The 16,188-nt window shown below is 49.1% G+C and carries 13 protein-coding genes; all 13 read right to left on the reverse strand.

Going from position 1 to position 16,188, the window contains the following annotated elements:
* Window positions 1-3: 3 nt before the first annotated feature.
* The 13 genes from FGQ85_RS11465 to FGQ85_RS11525 all read right to left on the reverse strand — a co-directional run bounded on the left by FGQ85_RS11465 (window position 4) and on the right by FGQ85_RS11525 (window position 16,049).
* Window positions 4-1,254: a DNA polymerase IV gene (locus FGQ85_RS11465; RefSeq protein ID WP_087253978.1), complete on the reverse strand. Its 1,251-nt coding sequence runs from the start codon at window positions 1,252-1,254 to the stop codon at window positions 4-6.
* Window positions 1,255-1,350: 96 nt separating this feature from the next.
* A complete protein-coding gene (locus FGQ85_RS11470; RefSeq protein WP_118636588.1) occupies window positions 1,351-2,169 on the reverse strand; it encodes a carbohydrate ABC transporter permease in 819 nt (272 codons plus the stop codon).
* A 14-nt stretch (window positions 2,170-2,183) separates the two neighbouring features.
* On the reverse strand, window positions 2,184-3,071 hold the full coding sequence (locus FGQ85_RS11475; RefSeq protein ID WP_087253972.1) for a sugar ABC transporter permease: 888 nt from the start codon (window positions 3,069-3,071) through the stop codon (window positions 2,184-2,186).
* A 33-nt stretch (window positions 3,072-3,104) separates the two neighbouring features.
* Window positions 3,105-4,409: a sugar ABC transporter substrate-binding protein gene (locus FGQ85_RS11480; protein ID WP_087169278.1), complete on the reverse strand. Its 1,305-nt coding sequence runs from the start codon at window positions 4,407-4,409 to the stop codon at window positions 3,105-3,107.
* A 111-nt stretch (window positions 4,410-4,520) separates the two neighbouring features.
* Entirely contained in the window at window positions 4,521-5,576 is a 1,056-nt protein-coding gene (locus FGQ85_RS11485) for a uroporphyrinogen decarboxylase family protein (RefSeq protein WP_118636589.1), read from the reverse strand.
* A 16-nt stretch (window positions 5,577-5,592) separates the two neighbouring features.
* On the reverse strand, window positions 5,593-7,137 hold the full coding sequence (locus FGQ85_RS11490) for an ASKHA domain-containing protein (RefSeq protein ID WP_138373520.1): 1,545 nt from the start codon (window positions 7,135-7,137) through the stop codon (window positions 5,593-5,595).
* On the reverse strand, window positions 7,130-8,155 hold the full coding sequence (locus FGQ85_RS11495; RefSeq protein WP_138373521.1) for a methylcobamide:CoM methyltransferase MtbA: 1,026 nt from the start codon (window positions 8,153-8,155) through the stop codon (window positions 7,130-7,132). The genes FGQ85_RS11490 and FGQ85_RS11495 overlap by 8 nt, the downstream gene beginning before the upstream one ends.
* Window positions 8,156-8,176: 21 nt before the next feature.
* On the reverse strand, window positions 8,177-8,827 hold the full coding sequence (locus FGQ85_RS11500; RefSeq protein ID WP_087169274.1) for a corrinoid protein: 651 nt from the start codon (window positions 8,825-8,827) through the stop codon (window positions 8,177-8,179).
* Window positions 8,828-8,863: 36 nt separating this feature from the next.
* Entirely contained in the window at window positions 8,864-9,745 is an 882-nt protein-coding gene (locus tag FGQ85_RS11505; RefSeq protein WP_138373522.1) for a uroporphyrinogen decarboxylase family protein, read from the reverse strand.
* Window positions 9,746-9,872: 127 nt separating this feature from the next.
* Complete coding sequence (gene clpB / locus FGQ85_RS11510; RefSeq protein ID WP_138373523.1) at window positions 9,873-12,491, reverse strand: ATP-dependent chaperone ClpB; 2,619 nt, start codon at window positions 12,489-12,491, stop codon at window positions 9,873-9,875.
* A 774-nt stretch (window positions 12,492-13,265) separates the two neighbouring features.
* Window positions 13,266-14,597, reverse strand: coding sequence for an aspartate--tRNA(Asn) ligase (gene aspS, locus FGQ85_RS11515; RefSeq protein WP_087169270.1), 1,332 nt, complete (start codon window positions 14,595-14,597; stop codon window positions 13,266-13,268).
* Window positions 14,598-14,984: 387 nt separating this feature from the next.
* The gene (locus tag FGQ85_RS11520) at window positions 14,985-15,329 is read right to left on the reverse strand and encodes a DUF3784 domain-containing protein (protein ID WP_171027951.1); all 345 of its coding nucleotides are present in this window, start codon (window positions 15,327-15,329) and stop codon (window positions 14,985-14,987) included.
* 69 nt (window positions 15,330-15,398) lie between these two features.
* Complete coding sequence (locus tag FGQ85_RS11525) at window positions 15,399-16,049, reverse strand: hypothetical protein (RefSeq protein WP_138373525.1); 651 nt, start codon at window positions 16,047-16,049, stop codon at window positions 15,399-15,401.
* Window positions 16,050-16,188 lie beyond the last annotated feature (139 nt).

A 16,188-nucleotide genomic window follows, 5' to 3' on the forward strand; every position in this document is an offset into this window, starting at 1 on the left:
ACGCTATCCCTGCTCTTTCGGGTCCTTTTCCTCTTTTTTCAGAAAAGCGGCACGCATCACCGCATCGTCACCGAATTTCTTCCGGATCTGATCCAGGGCCTGATCCAGCTTCTGATGCTTTTCGTCCTTCCTCTTTGGCTGTTTCTGTGTTTCCTGTATCGTCTCCAGATAATCGAAAAGATTCATCTGCTGCGGAGCGCTCTCTTCTTCCAGTTTTGCAGTCCGGATTCCAAGCAGACGGATGGGCATCCCGTTCCACAGCTCATGAAAAAGAACGCACGCTTTCTGATAGAGAATGGAATCCGACTGTGTGGGTGGTGAAATCTGCATCTGATGGGAGACATTCTGAAAGGTGGCATACCGGATTTCCACAGTGATGCTTCCGGCCTTCTTTCCTGCCTTCCGCAGTCTCCCTCCGACACTTTCGGAAAGCATCAGAAGTACTTTCCTCGCCTCTTCTTCTGTCTCGACATCCTCGGAAAGGGTGGTGGAATTTCCGATCCCCTTTGCCTCTTCCCCTTCGGACCGGACAACGTCATCCCCCTGTCCGTTCGCAAATTCCCACAGAAGCCTGCCGTGGCTTTTCAGATGGATCTCCAGATAATCCGGATCCGCATGAGCCAGCTCCCCGATAGTACGGATTTCCAGCTTTTTCAGCACTTCCACGCTTGCCTTTCCCGCCATGTAAAGCTCCGAAACGGAAAGCGGCCACATTTTCTCCTCGATCTCCTCCGGGAACAGAGTGTGCACCCGGTCCGGCTTTTCAAAATCGGAGGCCATCTTTGCCAGCAGCTTGTTGGTGGAAATCCCGATATTCACGGTAAACCCAAACTCCTCCCGGATCCGGTTCTTGATCTCAAAAGCCGCGTCAATCGGTGTGGCAAACCGGTGGGCGATGCCGGTAAAATCGAGGAAACATTCGTCGATGCTGAGCTGTTCAATGTCCGGCGTGTAGCTTCGCAGAAGATCCATCAGCTTCCTGCTGTACCTTGCGTACATCTTGTGATCCGGCGGCTCCATCCGAAGGGTCGGACATTTTTTGATGGCTGATACGACCGGCTCCCCGGTGCGGATGCCGTAGGCCTTTGCAGGGATGGACTTGGCGAGGACAACCCCGTGCCTTGACTTTCTGTCGCCTCCGATGATGCACGGAATATCGCGGATATCCTCCTCATCCCCTCTTTTTAAGTATTCGATTGCCGTCCAGCTTAAATACGCGGAATTCACATCAATATGAAAAATAATCCGTCTCATCCTCTTCGCCGCCTTTCTCTTCTGCTTCTATGGTAACAGCAAAAGAAGCAGGATTCCAGCAAAATCCTGCTTCTTTTCTATTCTTTTCCCAGGCGGTTATCCCTTCATTCCGCTGATGGTGATTCCCTCTTCGAATTTCGACTGTAAAATCAGATAAAAGATAAACGGCGGAAGGAAGGTCACTGCTGCACCTGCCATAGTCAGCCCTACATCCGAATCATAGGCTGTTTTCATCGTGCTGATGGCAAGAGGCAGCGTCCGCATGGAATCCTCCGTTGTTGCAACCAGCGGCCAGATAAAGTTATTCCATGCACCTACAAAAGTGAAAATGGCAAGTGTCATCATGGAAGACTTCACAAGCGGAAGGATCACTCTCCATAAAATCTTCATATCACCGGCGCCGTCCAGTTTTGCTGACTCAATCAGCTCTTTTGGAACCCCGATGATTGCCTGCCTCATGATAAAAACCCCAAACGCCGTCGGGAGCGGCAGGATCAGTGCCCGGAATGTATTAATCCAGTCAAATCCACGGACAATCAGGTACAGTGGTACAATAATCACTTCCGAAGGTACAACCATCGTCATCATCAGAAAAAAGAAAATCTTGTCATTTCCTCTAAACTTCAGCTTTGCAAATGAATATCCAGCCAGACAGCTGCAGAACAGTGTCAGGGCAACTCCCCCAAATGACACAATCACACTGTTCGTCAGATACTGCAAAAAATTGTTTTTGGTAAAAATCTTAATATACTGTTCCAGTGTTGCTTCGGACAAACTGAAACTGAAATCATAGGCATTCACCGTGCTTTTCAATGACATCAGAATCATGTAGATAAATGGAAGCACACAGAATACCGCTGTCGCAAGCAGAAGAAGATCACCAAGAAATCCCGGTATTTTTTTCTTTCCTTTCATGCTCTTCCTCCCCTCTATATTTCCGAAGCTTCCCGCTTCATGAATCCTTTTTGCAGCACCATGACTGCCAGAACAAGCAGGAACAGCACATTGGATACCGCCATGGCATATCCGGCCTTTCCGGTTTTAAATGTCAGATTGTACGCATAAAATACCATCGTCATAGTGGAATTTGCCGGACCGCCTCCGGTCATTGTATAAATCAGTTCAAAGCTCTGCAGTGAGCTGACCACGCTTAAAAATACATCCATGATAATCGCCGGTTTCATCAGTGGAAGAGTAATGTACCGGAACCGCTGAAGTGTTCCGCCTCCATCCACCTTTGCAGCCTCATAGTAACTGTCCGGTATGGACAGAAGTGTCGCGAGATTCAGTACCATATAGTATCCAAAGCTTTTCCACACCATGATCATGGACACCGTAACGATTGCAGTGGTACTGCTTCCAAGAAGCATTGCGGTATCGATACCGAAAAGATCCAGCAGATCCGAAAGTACCGGAATTCTTGCATTCAACATTGTTTTCCATACAGTACCGACGACCGCATTGGATGAAATCACCGGAATAAAGATTGCCGCCTTGGCAATTTTACCGATCAGAGTATGCTTTCTGGATGCTACCAGCACGGAAAACAGTACAGATAATACTACCTGCAGAGGAACTACCAGTACCATGACTTTCAGTGTATTTATAACAGCCAGATGCATCTTCGGATCTGTCAGCATCCTTTTATAATTATCAAACTGAATGAACTCCGGATCCAGAAGCAGGTTGTATTTTGTAAAACTGAAGATCAGAGAGATCACGACAGATCCGACCACGAAGGTCAGAAGAATCAGGCTGATCGGCATCACGTACCCGTAGGGCGCGATGGTGGATAAAAACTTTCTCCTTTTTTTCATCTCTGCTCCTTTTCTGTAACCGCCAAAGCCGGTTTATTCTTTATCAGCCCAATATTCATCCAGAGCCTGATTCGCGTACTGGGCAGCATCGTCCATTGCTTCCTGAGGGCTCTTGCTTCCTTCCATCATTCCCTGAAGCTCGCTTGCAAGGTTCTGAAGAATATCGCTTCCGCAAGGTCCTACCTGAAGCGGACGGTATTTATCTCTGTCTTCAGTTACAATTCGTTCCATCTTCGGATCTCCCTGGTACTGCTCACTCTTTGTCAGCGGAGCGCCGGAAGCAATCTTGTGGTACTCTGTCATGAACTCGGATCCTGTGATGTACTTGATCAGCTTCATGCAAAGTTCCGGATTTTCCGCCTGTGAAGATAAAGTCAGACAGTCTGTTGCTCCGAATGTACCATAATCTTTATTCTTTAAGGATGTAACATAGTTCCAGTTCAGATCCGGATAGGACTCTGCAAACAGTGTCTCCTGAATTGCGGAAGAACGTGTTACTCCGAACGCCGCTTTTCCCTGTCCGAAGATTGTAGAAAATGCATCCTCAGCCGCAAGAGACATCATGTTCTCCGGCATATAGTCTTTCAGGCTGTAGAAGAATTCCGCTGCCTCTACACCTGCTTCATCGTTGAATTTCACAGTCTTATAGTCATCGTTGTAGATATCTGTTCCTGCCTGCCACAACAAGCTGTAAAAATATGCGTTCAGAAGGTAAAGCATGTTCATGCTTCCATTATTGAATCCGACTGCATATCCGTACTGATCAACCTTGCCGTCACCGTCTGTATCCTGTGTTGCTTTTTCACAGATGCGCGCGAAGTCTTCCCATGTCTCCGGCGGCTGTTCGCCAAGGGAATTCAGAATGTCTTCGTTATAGTAAAGAACAAACGGTACTCCTGTTACAATCGGAAATCCGTACTGTCCGTCCATCATATACCCATGATCCAGATAGAGATATTCTTCTCTGTCTTCATCCGTAATGTATTCACTCATGTCCGCCACGGCTCCGGAATCGATGTAAGTAGGGAACATCTCCGCATACATATATCCGATGTCCGGCAGTTCACCTGATGCCGCGCCTGTGGACCATTTTTCTTCATAGTTTTCCCAAGGCTGAATCTGGATATCGATTTCACAGTTATTTTCCTCTTTGAAGTCTTCTAAAAGCGGCTCCCAGTTTTCCAGCATGTTGTCATCAAGCGGAGGGCACCACATGGTGATCGTCTCTTTTCCTCCGTCGCTGCTTCCGCCCTTATCATCGGATCCCCCTCCGCATCCTGCGAGAAGTCCTGTGACCATGGCTGTACAAAGCAGTACACTCACTAATTTCTTTTTCATGTTCTCTCCTCCTGTATCTTATAAAAAGTTACAATATATATCATCGTTTATGATATCACGCAGTTTGTTATTTCCACAAATCAATAATGTCTATATGGACATAGGCATTTTCTATAAGCCGGAAATCTTACGGATTTCATCCATCCAACTATCCAGCATGGCAAAATCGGTCTGGTACGGCACATCGCATCCGCTGGCACTGATATATCCTTTCGGACTTCCCGCTGCTTTTTGTACCTCTTCCCGGATTTCTTTGCGAAGTTCCTCTTCCGAGCCATGCAGGAGACATTCCACCGGAGGGATATTTCCTACAATCGTCATCCGGCCGCCCAGTTCCTGTTTTGCTTCTTCCAGATCCATAATGTTGTCAAGACTGATGGCACGGATCGGCATCTCCCGGAAATAATCCCATACTTTTCTCGTATTTCCGCAGATGTGAAGGGACGGCTTTTGCCCGATTTTCCCGTCGGCATACTCCATGATCTCCACAAGATAAGGATAAACCAGCTCCCGGAAATATTTCGGAGAGATCAGTGCCGGGGATGCCACCGGATCTGCCATCCGAAGACCGTCTGCATAAGGCGCGATCATGTCCACGCAGTTCTTCATGGAATCTGTCACAAGGCGCAGCAGACGCTTCACCTGTTCCGGCTCCTTTCTCAGATCACGAAGAAAATATTCCACGCCTCGTAAATTGGCAGCAATCGTAAACGGGCCGCCGATACTCGGGGCCACATCCACGACTCCGTCCGCCGCCTTTTTCATCCGTTCCAGCGCCTCCCGGAAAAACAGCAGACGCTTCGACTGTTCCGGACGTACCGGCTCCATCCCATCCAGCATCCGGTAGTCTGTCAGATATCTTCCTTCAAAGTAAGGCATTCCCTCCTCCGGGTAGACAACGTTCCCTCCAAGGGCCTCCAGAATCCCGCACGTATTCGGGCCGAGGCTGAGTTCGTCGTGTCCCAGCCGGTTAAAGGCCGCAATCTCCGCCTCCACCATTTTCCCGGCATCGTGCCAGTACTCCCGGCTCGATGTCCCTGTCAGGCGGCCGGAAATCTCTCCGATAAAAGGAATCACCGGAATCCGGTCTGTCCTTTCCCCTTTCTCCATGGCAAGCCTTCTTTCATGGGGTGTCATCTGATCCCGTCTATTCGGTTCTGCTTTCATCTGCTTTTCACCTCCGTCAGTTTCCCGGAAAGATCATGCTTTCCGTAAAAATCCGTTCGTAATTTTCTGTCTCGGCAAGTTCCATATATTCGATTTTCTCCGCCAGTGCTTCCATCTCCTGCTTCATCGTCTCTGACATCAGTGTCATGTAGGCTCCGGTCTTGGAAGAATTGCCCACATAGACAAGGCGGTCCTCCACCTCTTCTGGCAGGATTCCCACACCGGTGAGGAACTCTGCCGGAAGATGGGCTCCGAACTGCCCGGCAATCAGTACTTTTTGCAGTTCCTTCATCTCGATCCCCGCCTTTTTCAAAAGGGCGGTAAATCCGGAGAGAATCGCTCCTTTTGCAAGCTGTACCTGCCGGACATCCCCCTGTGTGATGAACAGATCCCGTTCGTCATCAAGAATCAGCTCCCGTTTGGTGCCGTTCAGGCGGATCAGGTCATAGCGGTAATCTTCCGGATCCAGAGCATCCTTTTTGACAAAAACTCCGGTCTTTTTGACAAGTCCGGTGCGGAGAAGCTCTTTGACCGCTGCCAGAATTCCGCTTCCGCAAAGTCCTTCCGGCTCCCCGTCTCCGATTGTAGTAAGCCGGATTCCGTCTTCGGTGATCCGGACATCCTCCACCGCTCCGTCCGCCGCCCTCATTCCGCAGCTGATATTCATTCCTTCCAGCGCAGGCCCCGCCGCGCAGGAACAGCTGAGCAGATGTCCTCCGCCTGCAAGGACAATCTCTCCGTTCGTGCCGATATCGATAAAAAGCACCTTCTCCGTTTCCTCATGCAGGCCGCAGACCCGCACGCCTGCCACGATATCCGCACCGATATAGGCAGAAACCGACGGCAGGCAGTAGAGCATGGTCTCTTCCCCTGCCCACAGGCCGATCCCGGCCGCCTTTAATTTCTGTGCTTTTGTAAATTCCGGCCGATACGGCGCGTGTCCGATGGATCTTGCATCTACTCCGAGCAGCATATGCATCATCGTACAGTTTGCCGCCACATCGATCTCCCGGATCTCCTCTTTTTCGATACCGGCTTTTTCGCAGAGCTGCCGGATCTCTTCATTCAAAGACTCCACGACTGCCCGCTGAAGGTCCGCAATCCCGGTATCCGGGTGGTCGTACTCATAGGTGATCCGTGTCAGCACGTCCTGGCCAAACTGCTTCTGGGCATTCAGCATGGACGCCTGGCCCAGTACTTCTCCATCGGAGAGTCTCACCAGATCCAACGCCGCCGTTGTCGTACCGATATCCACCGCAATTCCGTAGCCCTCCCGGAATTCCTTTTCAAATTCCGGAACATAGCCGGAGGTGAGCACCTTTCCTTCCTTTTCTGTTCCAAGAAGCTCCACCTCCAGATCTTCCGTCACCTCTACCAGGCAGGAAAGCCGGATGCCAGGCTCGTCTCCGGAAAGGATTCTGACTTTACACTTTCCACATGTTCCGTTTCCGTTGCATGGATTGTCCACAAAAAAGCCCTCCTTTAAGAGGGTCTGTAACAGATTGGCTCCGTTCTCACAAAGAATGGCTTTTTCGCTTCCTTTTACTCTGATTTCAGGCATGATTCTCCTCCTCTCTCACCGCCTGGAGGATGGCGCGGATGTTGACAAGGGGTGAGCGCATTCCCAGTCCGCATGCCGGGGCAATGATGTCAGATCCGTTTTTGACACAGTTTTTCGCCAGGGTCTCCACCTTGTCCGGATCCCCGAATTCCAGTGTGTAGGTGCTGACATTTCCCATCAGTGTCCGGTCTTTCAGCTCTTCTCTTGCTTCTTTCATCGGTACGACGGAATCAAAGCTCAGTGCATCGCTGTGGATTTCGTCCACCTCTTTGTACACCGGATTCATGTGGCCGCAGATATGCACAATCGTCTGCGCACCTGCCTCCTTCATGGCATCCACAATCTGGTTTACATACCGGACTGTAAATTCCCGAAAATATTTTGGCCCCAGAATTTCCCCGGTTGCGCTTGGGTCGGAAATGGCAATCACGTCCGCCCCCGCTTCAATCTGTGCCTGCCCGAACCGGATCAGCTGGTCTGTCACAAACTGCATAAACGCATGTGCGTCCGCGTTCTTTTTCCGAAGTTCTTTATAAAAGACGACCGGCTCCATCACCGAGCTTGCCGTACTGACCGGACCGGTGAGATTTCCTACGATCGGCACAGCGTCTCCCTCTTCTTTCAAAATCCCCAGAGCATCCAGAACTACCTTTGCCCTTCCTTTCGTCACATCGAGTTTTGGGAGCTTTTCCCAGTCACTCACTGTCCCGATCACGTATTCTGTCACATGCGGCTCGTAGGCACTGGATCCCAGATCCACCCCGGCGCCCATCTCCTCCGCCTCAATCGTCATACAGAACGGCACGCCGTAATTTTCAAAGCATCCCTGTTCGTAGACCGCCTTTGCAAGACCCGCCATCATCCTGGCATCTGTATGCGCCTGCGGCAGATAGATCTGAACCGTTTTCATCAGCTCTTCGGTAATCATATTCATCATACCGCCCGGGCAGATACACGGCGTACGGTCCGCCTTCTTTCCGGAAAGTACCGTTTTCAGTCGTTCTTTTGGTGTCAGCATTTCTTTTCCCTCTTCTTTCTGTTATGCGATGTTGAGCAGACTTTTCGCAAGGCGCACTGCCTCCACTGCATTCTGCGAATAGCCGTCGGCACCGATTTTATCCGCGAAGTTCTTGGATACCGGTCCCCCTCCGATCATTACTTTGACCTCATCCCGGATACCGGCCTCTTTGAGCAGATCAATAACTGTCTTCATTCCGCTCATGGTCGTTGTCATCAGCGTGGACAGGCAGACCAGATCCGCGCGGGTCTCCTTTGCCGTATCCACAAACTTCTGGAGCGGCACGTCTCTTCCAAGATCCACCATCTCAAAACCGGCCGTCTCCATCATAATCTTAACCAGATTTTTTCCAATATCGTGGGTATCTCCTTCTACAACACCGATCACCGCTTTCTTTTTGCTCTCCGGGTCTTCCTCCGGGAGATGCGGTTTTAATACGTTTAATCCTGCGTACATGGCGTCCGAGCAGAGCAGGACATCGGTCACGAAATACTCTTCCTCTTCAAACAGAACGCTTGTCCGGTTCATTCCGTCAATCAGCCCGTCCATGATTCCTTCCAGTGCCGGGTATCCCGCATCGATAAATTCCTGCGCGGCCTCAGCCACATCATCTTCTTCCATGTCCACCACGCCGTCGGACATCCGTTTTAATAATTCTTCCTTTGAACTCATGTTGTTCCTCCTTTTCGCCTCCCGGCGTCTTCGCTATTACTCCTCTATTTCATTCCGGCAAAGCCTGATCACCTGTAATGTTTTGCTTTTCAGCACGCTCCCGCCGCCATTGATACACATCTGAGCCGGAAACCGGGCTTTCCCTGCTGCATAGATGCAGGCTTTCTGATACGTCATCTCTTCCGGCAGGGCAATCTCCTCTCTCACCGCAGATCCGGTGTCTTCCAGCGCACAGGCTGTCTTCGGACAAAGAATCATCACCATCTCCTGTCCAAGGATGTGCTCTGCTTTTCGCAGAAATGGTGCCGTAAACACGTCTGTTGTCCATTCTAACATACGGGGACCAAGAATAGAAAGCCCTCCTGCGGAATCTGCGTAACTGACCATCCGTACACCGTTTTTCTTCACTTCCAGAAGCAGGCCGAGCAGATCCTCCTCCAGCTTCTGAAACAGCGCTTCCACCTGTTCCGGTGTTTTTCTGGCGGCCTTAAAGACCTGTTTCAGTTCAATCAGCGTATTCCAGATCGTGTAAGGTCCGGACATCTGAAATACCACTTCCTCTCCCTGCTCTCTGAGTATTCGGCACGCCGCCAGTGTTTCTGCCATTCTGCCGCTTTCCGGATCCATCCGGGAGAGAAAAGAAAGTTCCTCCAAAGAACTGCAGACCGGGGCAGCCGCCCTCGGTCCTGCTTTCTCATTTCCATAACGGATGCTCCCGCCCATATTCTCTGCCTCCAGCGTATGGTCAAAAGGCAGCGTACAGAATGGTTTCTTCTGTTTCTCTCTTTCCAGCACTGCAGCTTTGATCATCTGTTCTCTCTTTTTATATATTTCCGGAACCGGAAGATCGTATTCCCGGATCAGACCGGCAATCCCCTGCTCTGACATTTCCGGTCTGCACGCATAATCCCGAATCATATCCTGTCTCGCTTTCTTTTGTGTTAACAATAAAGTATCACAAATGCTTATTCTGCTCTAATAAATATTTTCTATGAATACGCAAAAAAAGAGACGGTACTCTATAAGTACCGCCCCTGAGTTTTTGTTAATGATCACTTTCCTGATATTCCATCGGCACCCGTCCTCCGGTGCTTGCTGTCAATTCTCCGTCCTTTTCATCGATGATAATCGTATCACCGGAGCCTACATTTCCTTCCAAAATCAGCTTTGCTGCAAGAGTTTCCACATATTTCTGCAGATACCGTTTCAGCGGTCTTGCACCGTACATCGGATCGTAGCCACCCTCAACGATGTGCTTCTTGGCATCCTTTGTCAGTTCAATGTGCAGATCCCGATCTGCCAGACGTTTATTGACATCTTTAACAAGCAGATCAACAATTCCGGTAATGTTTTCTTTCGTCAGCGGACGGAACATGATGATCTCATCCAGACGGTTCAGAAATTCCGGACGGAAATGCGCTTTCAGTTCGTTCATAACAAGCTCTTCATTTTCCGGGCGGATATTTCCGTTCTCATCGATTCCTTCCAGCAGGTGGGCAGAACCGATATTGGATGTCATGATCAGGATGGTATTCTTAAAGTCTACCGTCCGTCCCTGAGAGTCCGTGATCCGCCCGTCATCCAGTACCTGCAGGAGGACGTTGAATACATCCGGATGTGCCTTTTCCACCTCATCAAAGAGGACAACCGAATACGGTTTTCTCCGGACTGCCTCTGTGAGCTGTCCGCCTTCGTCATATCCGACATATCCCGGAGGTGCTCCGATCAGTCTGGACACGGAATATTTCTCCATATACTCACTCATATCAATACGAACCATGTTCTTTTCATCGTCAAACAGGCTTTCCGCCAGTGCCTTGGCAAGCTCCGTCTTTCCGACTCCGGTAGGTCCAAGGAACAGGAAGGATCCGATCGGCTTTGTCGGGTCTTTGATACCCGCTTTGGAACGGATGATAGCTTCTGTCACTTTGGTAACACCTTCGTCCTGTCCGATCACCCGTTTATGAAGCTGCTCATCCAGGTGAAGAGTCTTGCTCCGCTCACTTTCATTTAACTTGGCTACCGGAATTCCGGTCCATCTGGAAACAATCTTCGCAATTTCTTCTTCTGTCACACTTTCGTGTACCAGGGACATGTCTTCATCTTTGACCTTTGCTTCTTCTTCCTCCAGCTGTTTTTTCAGCTGCGGGAGACGGCCGTACTGAAGCTCTGCCGCCTTCTCCAGATCGTAGCTGCTCTGTGCTTTCTGAATCTCCTGGTTGACACTTTCAATCTCTTCACGGAGACGGTGTACCTGCTCCAGAGATGATTTTTCATTATCCCACTGGGCTTTCTGTTTGGCAAATTCTTCTCTGTTTTCCGCCAGCTCCTGCTGCAGTTTTACAAGACGCTCCTGACTTAACCGGTCGTCTTCTTTCTTAAGAGCTGCTTCCTCGATCTCCAGCTGCATCGTCCTTCTTCTGAGCTCGTCAAGCTCGGTCGGCATGGAATCCAGTTCTGTCTTGATCAATGCACATGCCTCATCCACCAGGTCGATCGCCTTGTCCGGCAGGAAACGGTCGGAGATGTAACGGTTTGACAAGGTTGCCGCCGCTACCAGGGCACTGTCTGTAATCTTTACACCATGGAAGACTTCATACCGCTCTTTCAGTCCACGAAGAATAGAAATGGCATCCTCCACTGTCGGCTCATCTACCATTACCGGCTGGAACCGCCGCTCCAGAGCAGCGTCTTTTTCAATGTACTCCCGATATTCATCCAGCGTGGTGGCTCCGATACAGTGAAGCTCGCCTCTTGCCAGCATCGGCTTTAACATATTGCCGGCATCCATGGAGCCTTCCGTCTTTCCTGCTCCCACGATCGTGTGCAGCTCATCGATGAAGAGAATGATCTCTCCGTCGCTGTTTTTGACTTCCTCAAGAACCGCTTTTAAACGTTCCTCAAATTCACCTCTGTATTTTGCTCCTGCTACCAGCGCACCCATATCCAGTGCAAACAGCTGCTTATTTTTCAGTCCTTCCGGAACATCGCCCCGGACGATCCGCTGTGCCAGCCCTTCGACAACTGCGGTCTTTCCGACACCCGGCTCACCGATGAGCACCGGGTTATTCTTCGTTTTACGGGAAAGAATCCGGACTACATTCCGGATCTCGACGTCACGTCCGATGACCGGATCCAGTTTCTGCTCTCTGGCTCGTTCCACCAGATCATACCCGTATTTGTTCAGCGTATCATAGGTTGCTTCCGGATTGTCACTTGTTACTCTCTGGTTTCCTCTGACTTCGGAAAGCACCCGCAGAAAATTCTCCCGATTGATGCTGAACTCTTTAAAAATCTCTTTTACCTCACGGTTTGCGTACTTCAGAAGTGCCAGGAAAATATGCTCTACTGAAACATATTCGTCCCCCATCTGCTTTGCCTCATCCTCCGCATGGATCAGCACCTTGTTCAGATTCTGACCGATATAGAGCTGTCCGCCCTGTACCTTCGGACGCTTCCTGAGCGCCTGCTCTACACGCTCAATCAGCAGTTCTTTCTGAATCCCGAGCTTTTCCATCAGCTTCAGAATCAGGCTCCCATCCTGTGTCAGCAGGGAATAAAGCAGATGCTCCTGCTCGATCTCCTGATTTCCGTAATCATCTGCGATCTTCTCGCATCCCTGTACCGCAAGCATAGAATTTTGTGTGAATTTGTTAATATTCATACCTTTCTTCCTCCTTACGAATAATTCTCTTAATCTATTTACAGTTTCTGTTTGTCTGTTCTATCGACGATATAACAATAGCATTTTTTATTAGCACTGTCAACACTCGAGTGCTAATTTTCTGAATTTTCTCGTTTCAATTTTCTATATTCCCTGCTCTTTCACTATCTAGTTCTTACCTGACTTAGAAGATCATCGCCAGTTATCCGCCTGTGCGATAAAACTACGGTTCTGTCAAGGAAACTCTCTTTTAGAACCGTAGTAAAATGTGGGTGACTACGGTGCTTACAACGAAAATCGAGCTGGTAACCGTAGTAAATCGTATGTAACTACGGTTCTCTTAACGAAAACTGGCTAGCTAACCGTACTATATCGCCCGTGTCTACGGTTCTTACAGCGAAATTTGATCTGGCAACCGTACTATATCGCGCATGACTACAGTTCTTACAGCAAAAATCGATCAGCTAACCGTACTAAACCGCTTGGAACTACAGTTCTGCCAGGGAAATACTTTGCGATTGTTCTCTTTCTTTCCTTATTGTATAATGAAATCAGGGGTGATCCTATGTCCGTAACTGTAGAGATCCGTCAAAAATCTATTTTCAGAAAACCGTTGACCCTGGAGGATGTGATAAAACTTATTTTGACGCAAACCACCGGATCATTTCACTGAGCCAGGAGAAACTGGATGCCATTCTGGAAACCTGGGAATCTCCGGTAGACTAAAGCGAAGGCTGTGCGGATGTCGTTCCGCACAGTCTTCGCTTTACTTTCCTACGGCACCAGCCGGTGGATGTCTCTTGGAAACAGGGATGCCCGGCGCACATTTTCAAAGCCAAGCAGCCTGCTTGTAAATCGTTCCAGTCCAAGTCCCAGGCCTCCGTGCGGCGGCAGTCCGCACTTATGTGCCATGAGATAGCTTTCAAACACTTCCGGATGCATGCCTCTTCGTTTCATCTTCGCCACCTGTTCTTCGTAATTGTGAATCCGAAGCCCTCCTGTCGTGACTTCCAGACCTTTGTAAAGAAGGTCGAAACTTTTTGTCACATTCGGATTTGTCTCGCTGTCCATAGCATAAAATGGACGCTTTTTCTCCGGATATTCGGTTACAAAGACAAGCTCGCTTCCGGTCTCTTTTAGAATCCATTCGGAAAGCAGCTTTTCTTCTTCCGGTTCCAGGTCTTCCGGCTCCTCCACCGGTCTTTTCCGAATCTTGGCCACAATCTCTTTTGCTTCGGCAAATGGAATCGCCGGGATTTCTTTCCATTCCGGAATCTCCACCTGAAGGAGGGCAAGCTCTTCCTGGCACTCTTCTTTCAGAGAAGCGAATACGAATTTCAGCATCGCAGCCTCCATCTCCATCAGCTCTTCCACTCTCGTCACATATCCCATCTCAAAGTCCACGCTTGTATACTCGTTTAAATGTCTGGAGGTGTCATGTTTCTCCGCCCGGAATACCGGCGCGATCTCAAAGACTCTCTCGTAGACGCCTACCATCATCTGCTTATAAAACTGCGGGCTCTGTGCCAGATACGCTTCCTTTCCAAAATAGTCCAGCCGGAAAATATTAGCTCCGCCTTCGGCTCCTGCGGATCCGATCTTCGGTGTATGAATCTCCGTAAATCCCTTTCCTTGCAAAAATCTGCGTACCGCGTTGGTAATGCCGTTCTGAATCCGGAAAATGGCACGTTCCTTTTCATTTCGAAGTGTCACCGGACGATAGTCAAGCAGCGTGGCGATGGATGTGTCCACCTGCTTTTGATTGATGACCACCGGGCTTTTTTCATACGGCCTTGAGAGTACTTCCATCCCGATCAGATGCAGCTCCACACCGGTCCGTGACCGCTCTTCCTTCACCACTTCCGCCTGGAAGATCACGCAGCTTTCCTCTTCCAGTTCCTCCAGCGAAAAGGATGCCTTTTCTTCGGAATAAACACACTGAATCACGTGTTTTGCCGTCCGCAGCAGCACAAATGCAAACCCTCTCATCTTCCGGATTTTGTAAATGCTTCCGTGTATCTCCACAATCTCCCCTGCATGCTCCAGAAGGCTGAGCTCCTCCTGCTGATTTTTTACGTTTCCTTCGATATATCTGATTTCTTCCATCTTTCTTTTCCTTACCTTTTCATGAATTTCTGATCGTTATTTTCTCCTTTTCTATCCGGACCCTCATCCATGTGGGCATCGTCTTTATGTCCCATTCGATCACAACCTTTCCTGCCAGAATAAAAAGAGCTGTTGGCTGTACCTTTGGTTTTTCGGTAATAAAAAACAGAACCACACAAGATTTCTCATTATCCTGTGTGATTCTGTCTCTATTTCTTCCACACAGGTACAACACAAGAAGCGCTTGTACCTGTGAACTCTCTCACAATACAAGCGCTACCTATCGTCGTCCCTGTTCATGCTTACAAACTGATTCATTAATACCGGGCTCATACAAAAAGCAGCTCCTTTCGATTTTCTTCATTCTAGATCGAAAGGCGTGCCCTGTCAAGACCTTTTATATTTTTCGTACTTTTTTTCCTTAAAGCTTCTGCCGGAAAAGAAAGCCGCCAGCCATACGCCGAGAAATACCACTACAAGAAACGGTGTCAGCACATAGGAAAGCACGGCTCCGAGCACAAACCACAGTGCCCACAACACAAGTCCGTTTCTTGCCCCGTTTACAACAAGGCCCGGATCGTAGAGATCCCGTTTCTCCTTTGGAAGATCCCGGTAACTTTTAATCAGCCAGACGCATTTTTCACCCAGAACAGTAAAGACCACTGCGTGGGCAATCAGAAGCGCCGTCATCATCATGCAGATAAACACTGCAATTACAATCACTCGTTCCATTATCCTTCTCCTTTGCATCGGTCTTCTATTATCTTACTCCGATTTCCAGAAAAGGCAAGTGCTTCTTTTTCAGGATCGTTCTTTATGAATACTTACCCACACTGCCATCAGGAGGCATATAAGGCCGGTCACAGCCAGATACCTTTTTTCTGTATAGCCTCCCGCCGACAAGGAAAACAAAAACCAGTTGCCCAGATATTTTTCTCCGGTCCCGAAAGCGAACAGATAATATGCAAGAGATGCCATATAACCGATGACCGGATTTCCGCTCAGAGCGTAAGCCACGGCCCCCAGTCCTCCCAGGAAAATCATTCCGGAAAGTGCTGCCAGAAGGAATTTCCCTGCTGGAAAACTGCATCCGCCCTGTTTCAGCATCCACACAAAAGCCGTGGTCAGAAGCACCATCACAAGAGCGCTTAGTAGAATCCGGATCAGATAAATGCTTCCCATGGAAGTATATTTTGACCGGATCAGATCCCGGATGTCCGGATTCTGTTCCGGAAGGAAAATCGGAATCAAAAGAATCATGCCGGGCAGTACGGCATAAAAATCCAGAAGCTGTGCTGTCTCCACCTGACTTAAATTCTCGACTCCGGCAATCAGGGGAGCCGCGCCAAACAGAACGGCACTAACGAGTGCCTGCTGCGGCAGATGATGCCGGATGTACTCTTTTCCGGCCGCGAGATAATTTTTAAAGCATCCGGATTCCCGGTTCATCATCTACAATCAAAAGTCGTTCCATTTTCTTTTCCTCTTCTTTTCCATATCATTTCAGCGTTATTATACTACATCTTTCCCTATTTTTTCCCTACAATTCTCCCTCCAAAGTGTCCTTCCGGATTTTCGGGACTTGTACATC

Source organism: Pseudoflavonifractor sp. BSD2780061688st1 E11 (assembly GCF_005844125.1).
In the GTDB taxonomy this organism is placed as follows: Bacteria; Bacillota; Clostridia; order Lachnospirales; family Lachnospiraceae; genus Sellimonas; species Sellimonas catena.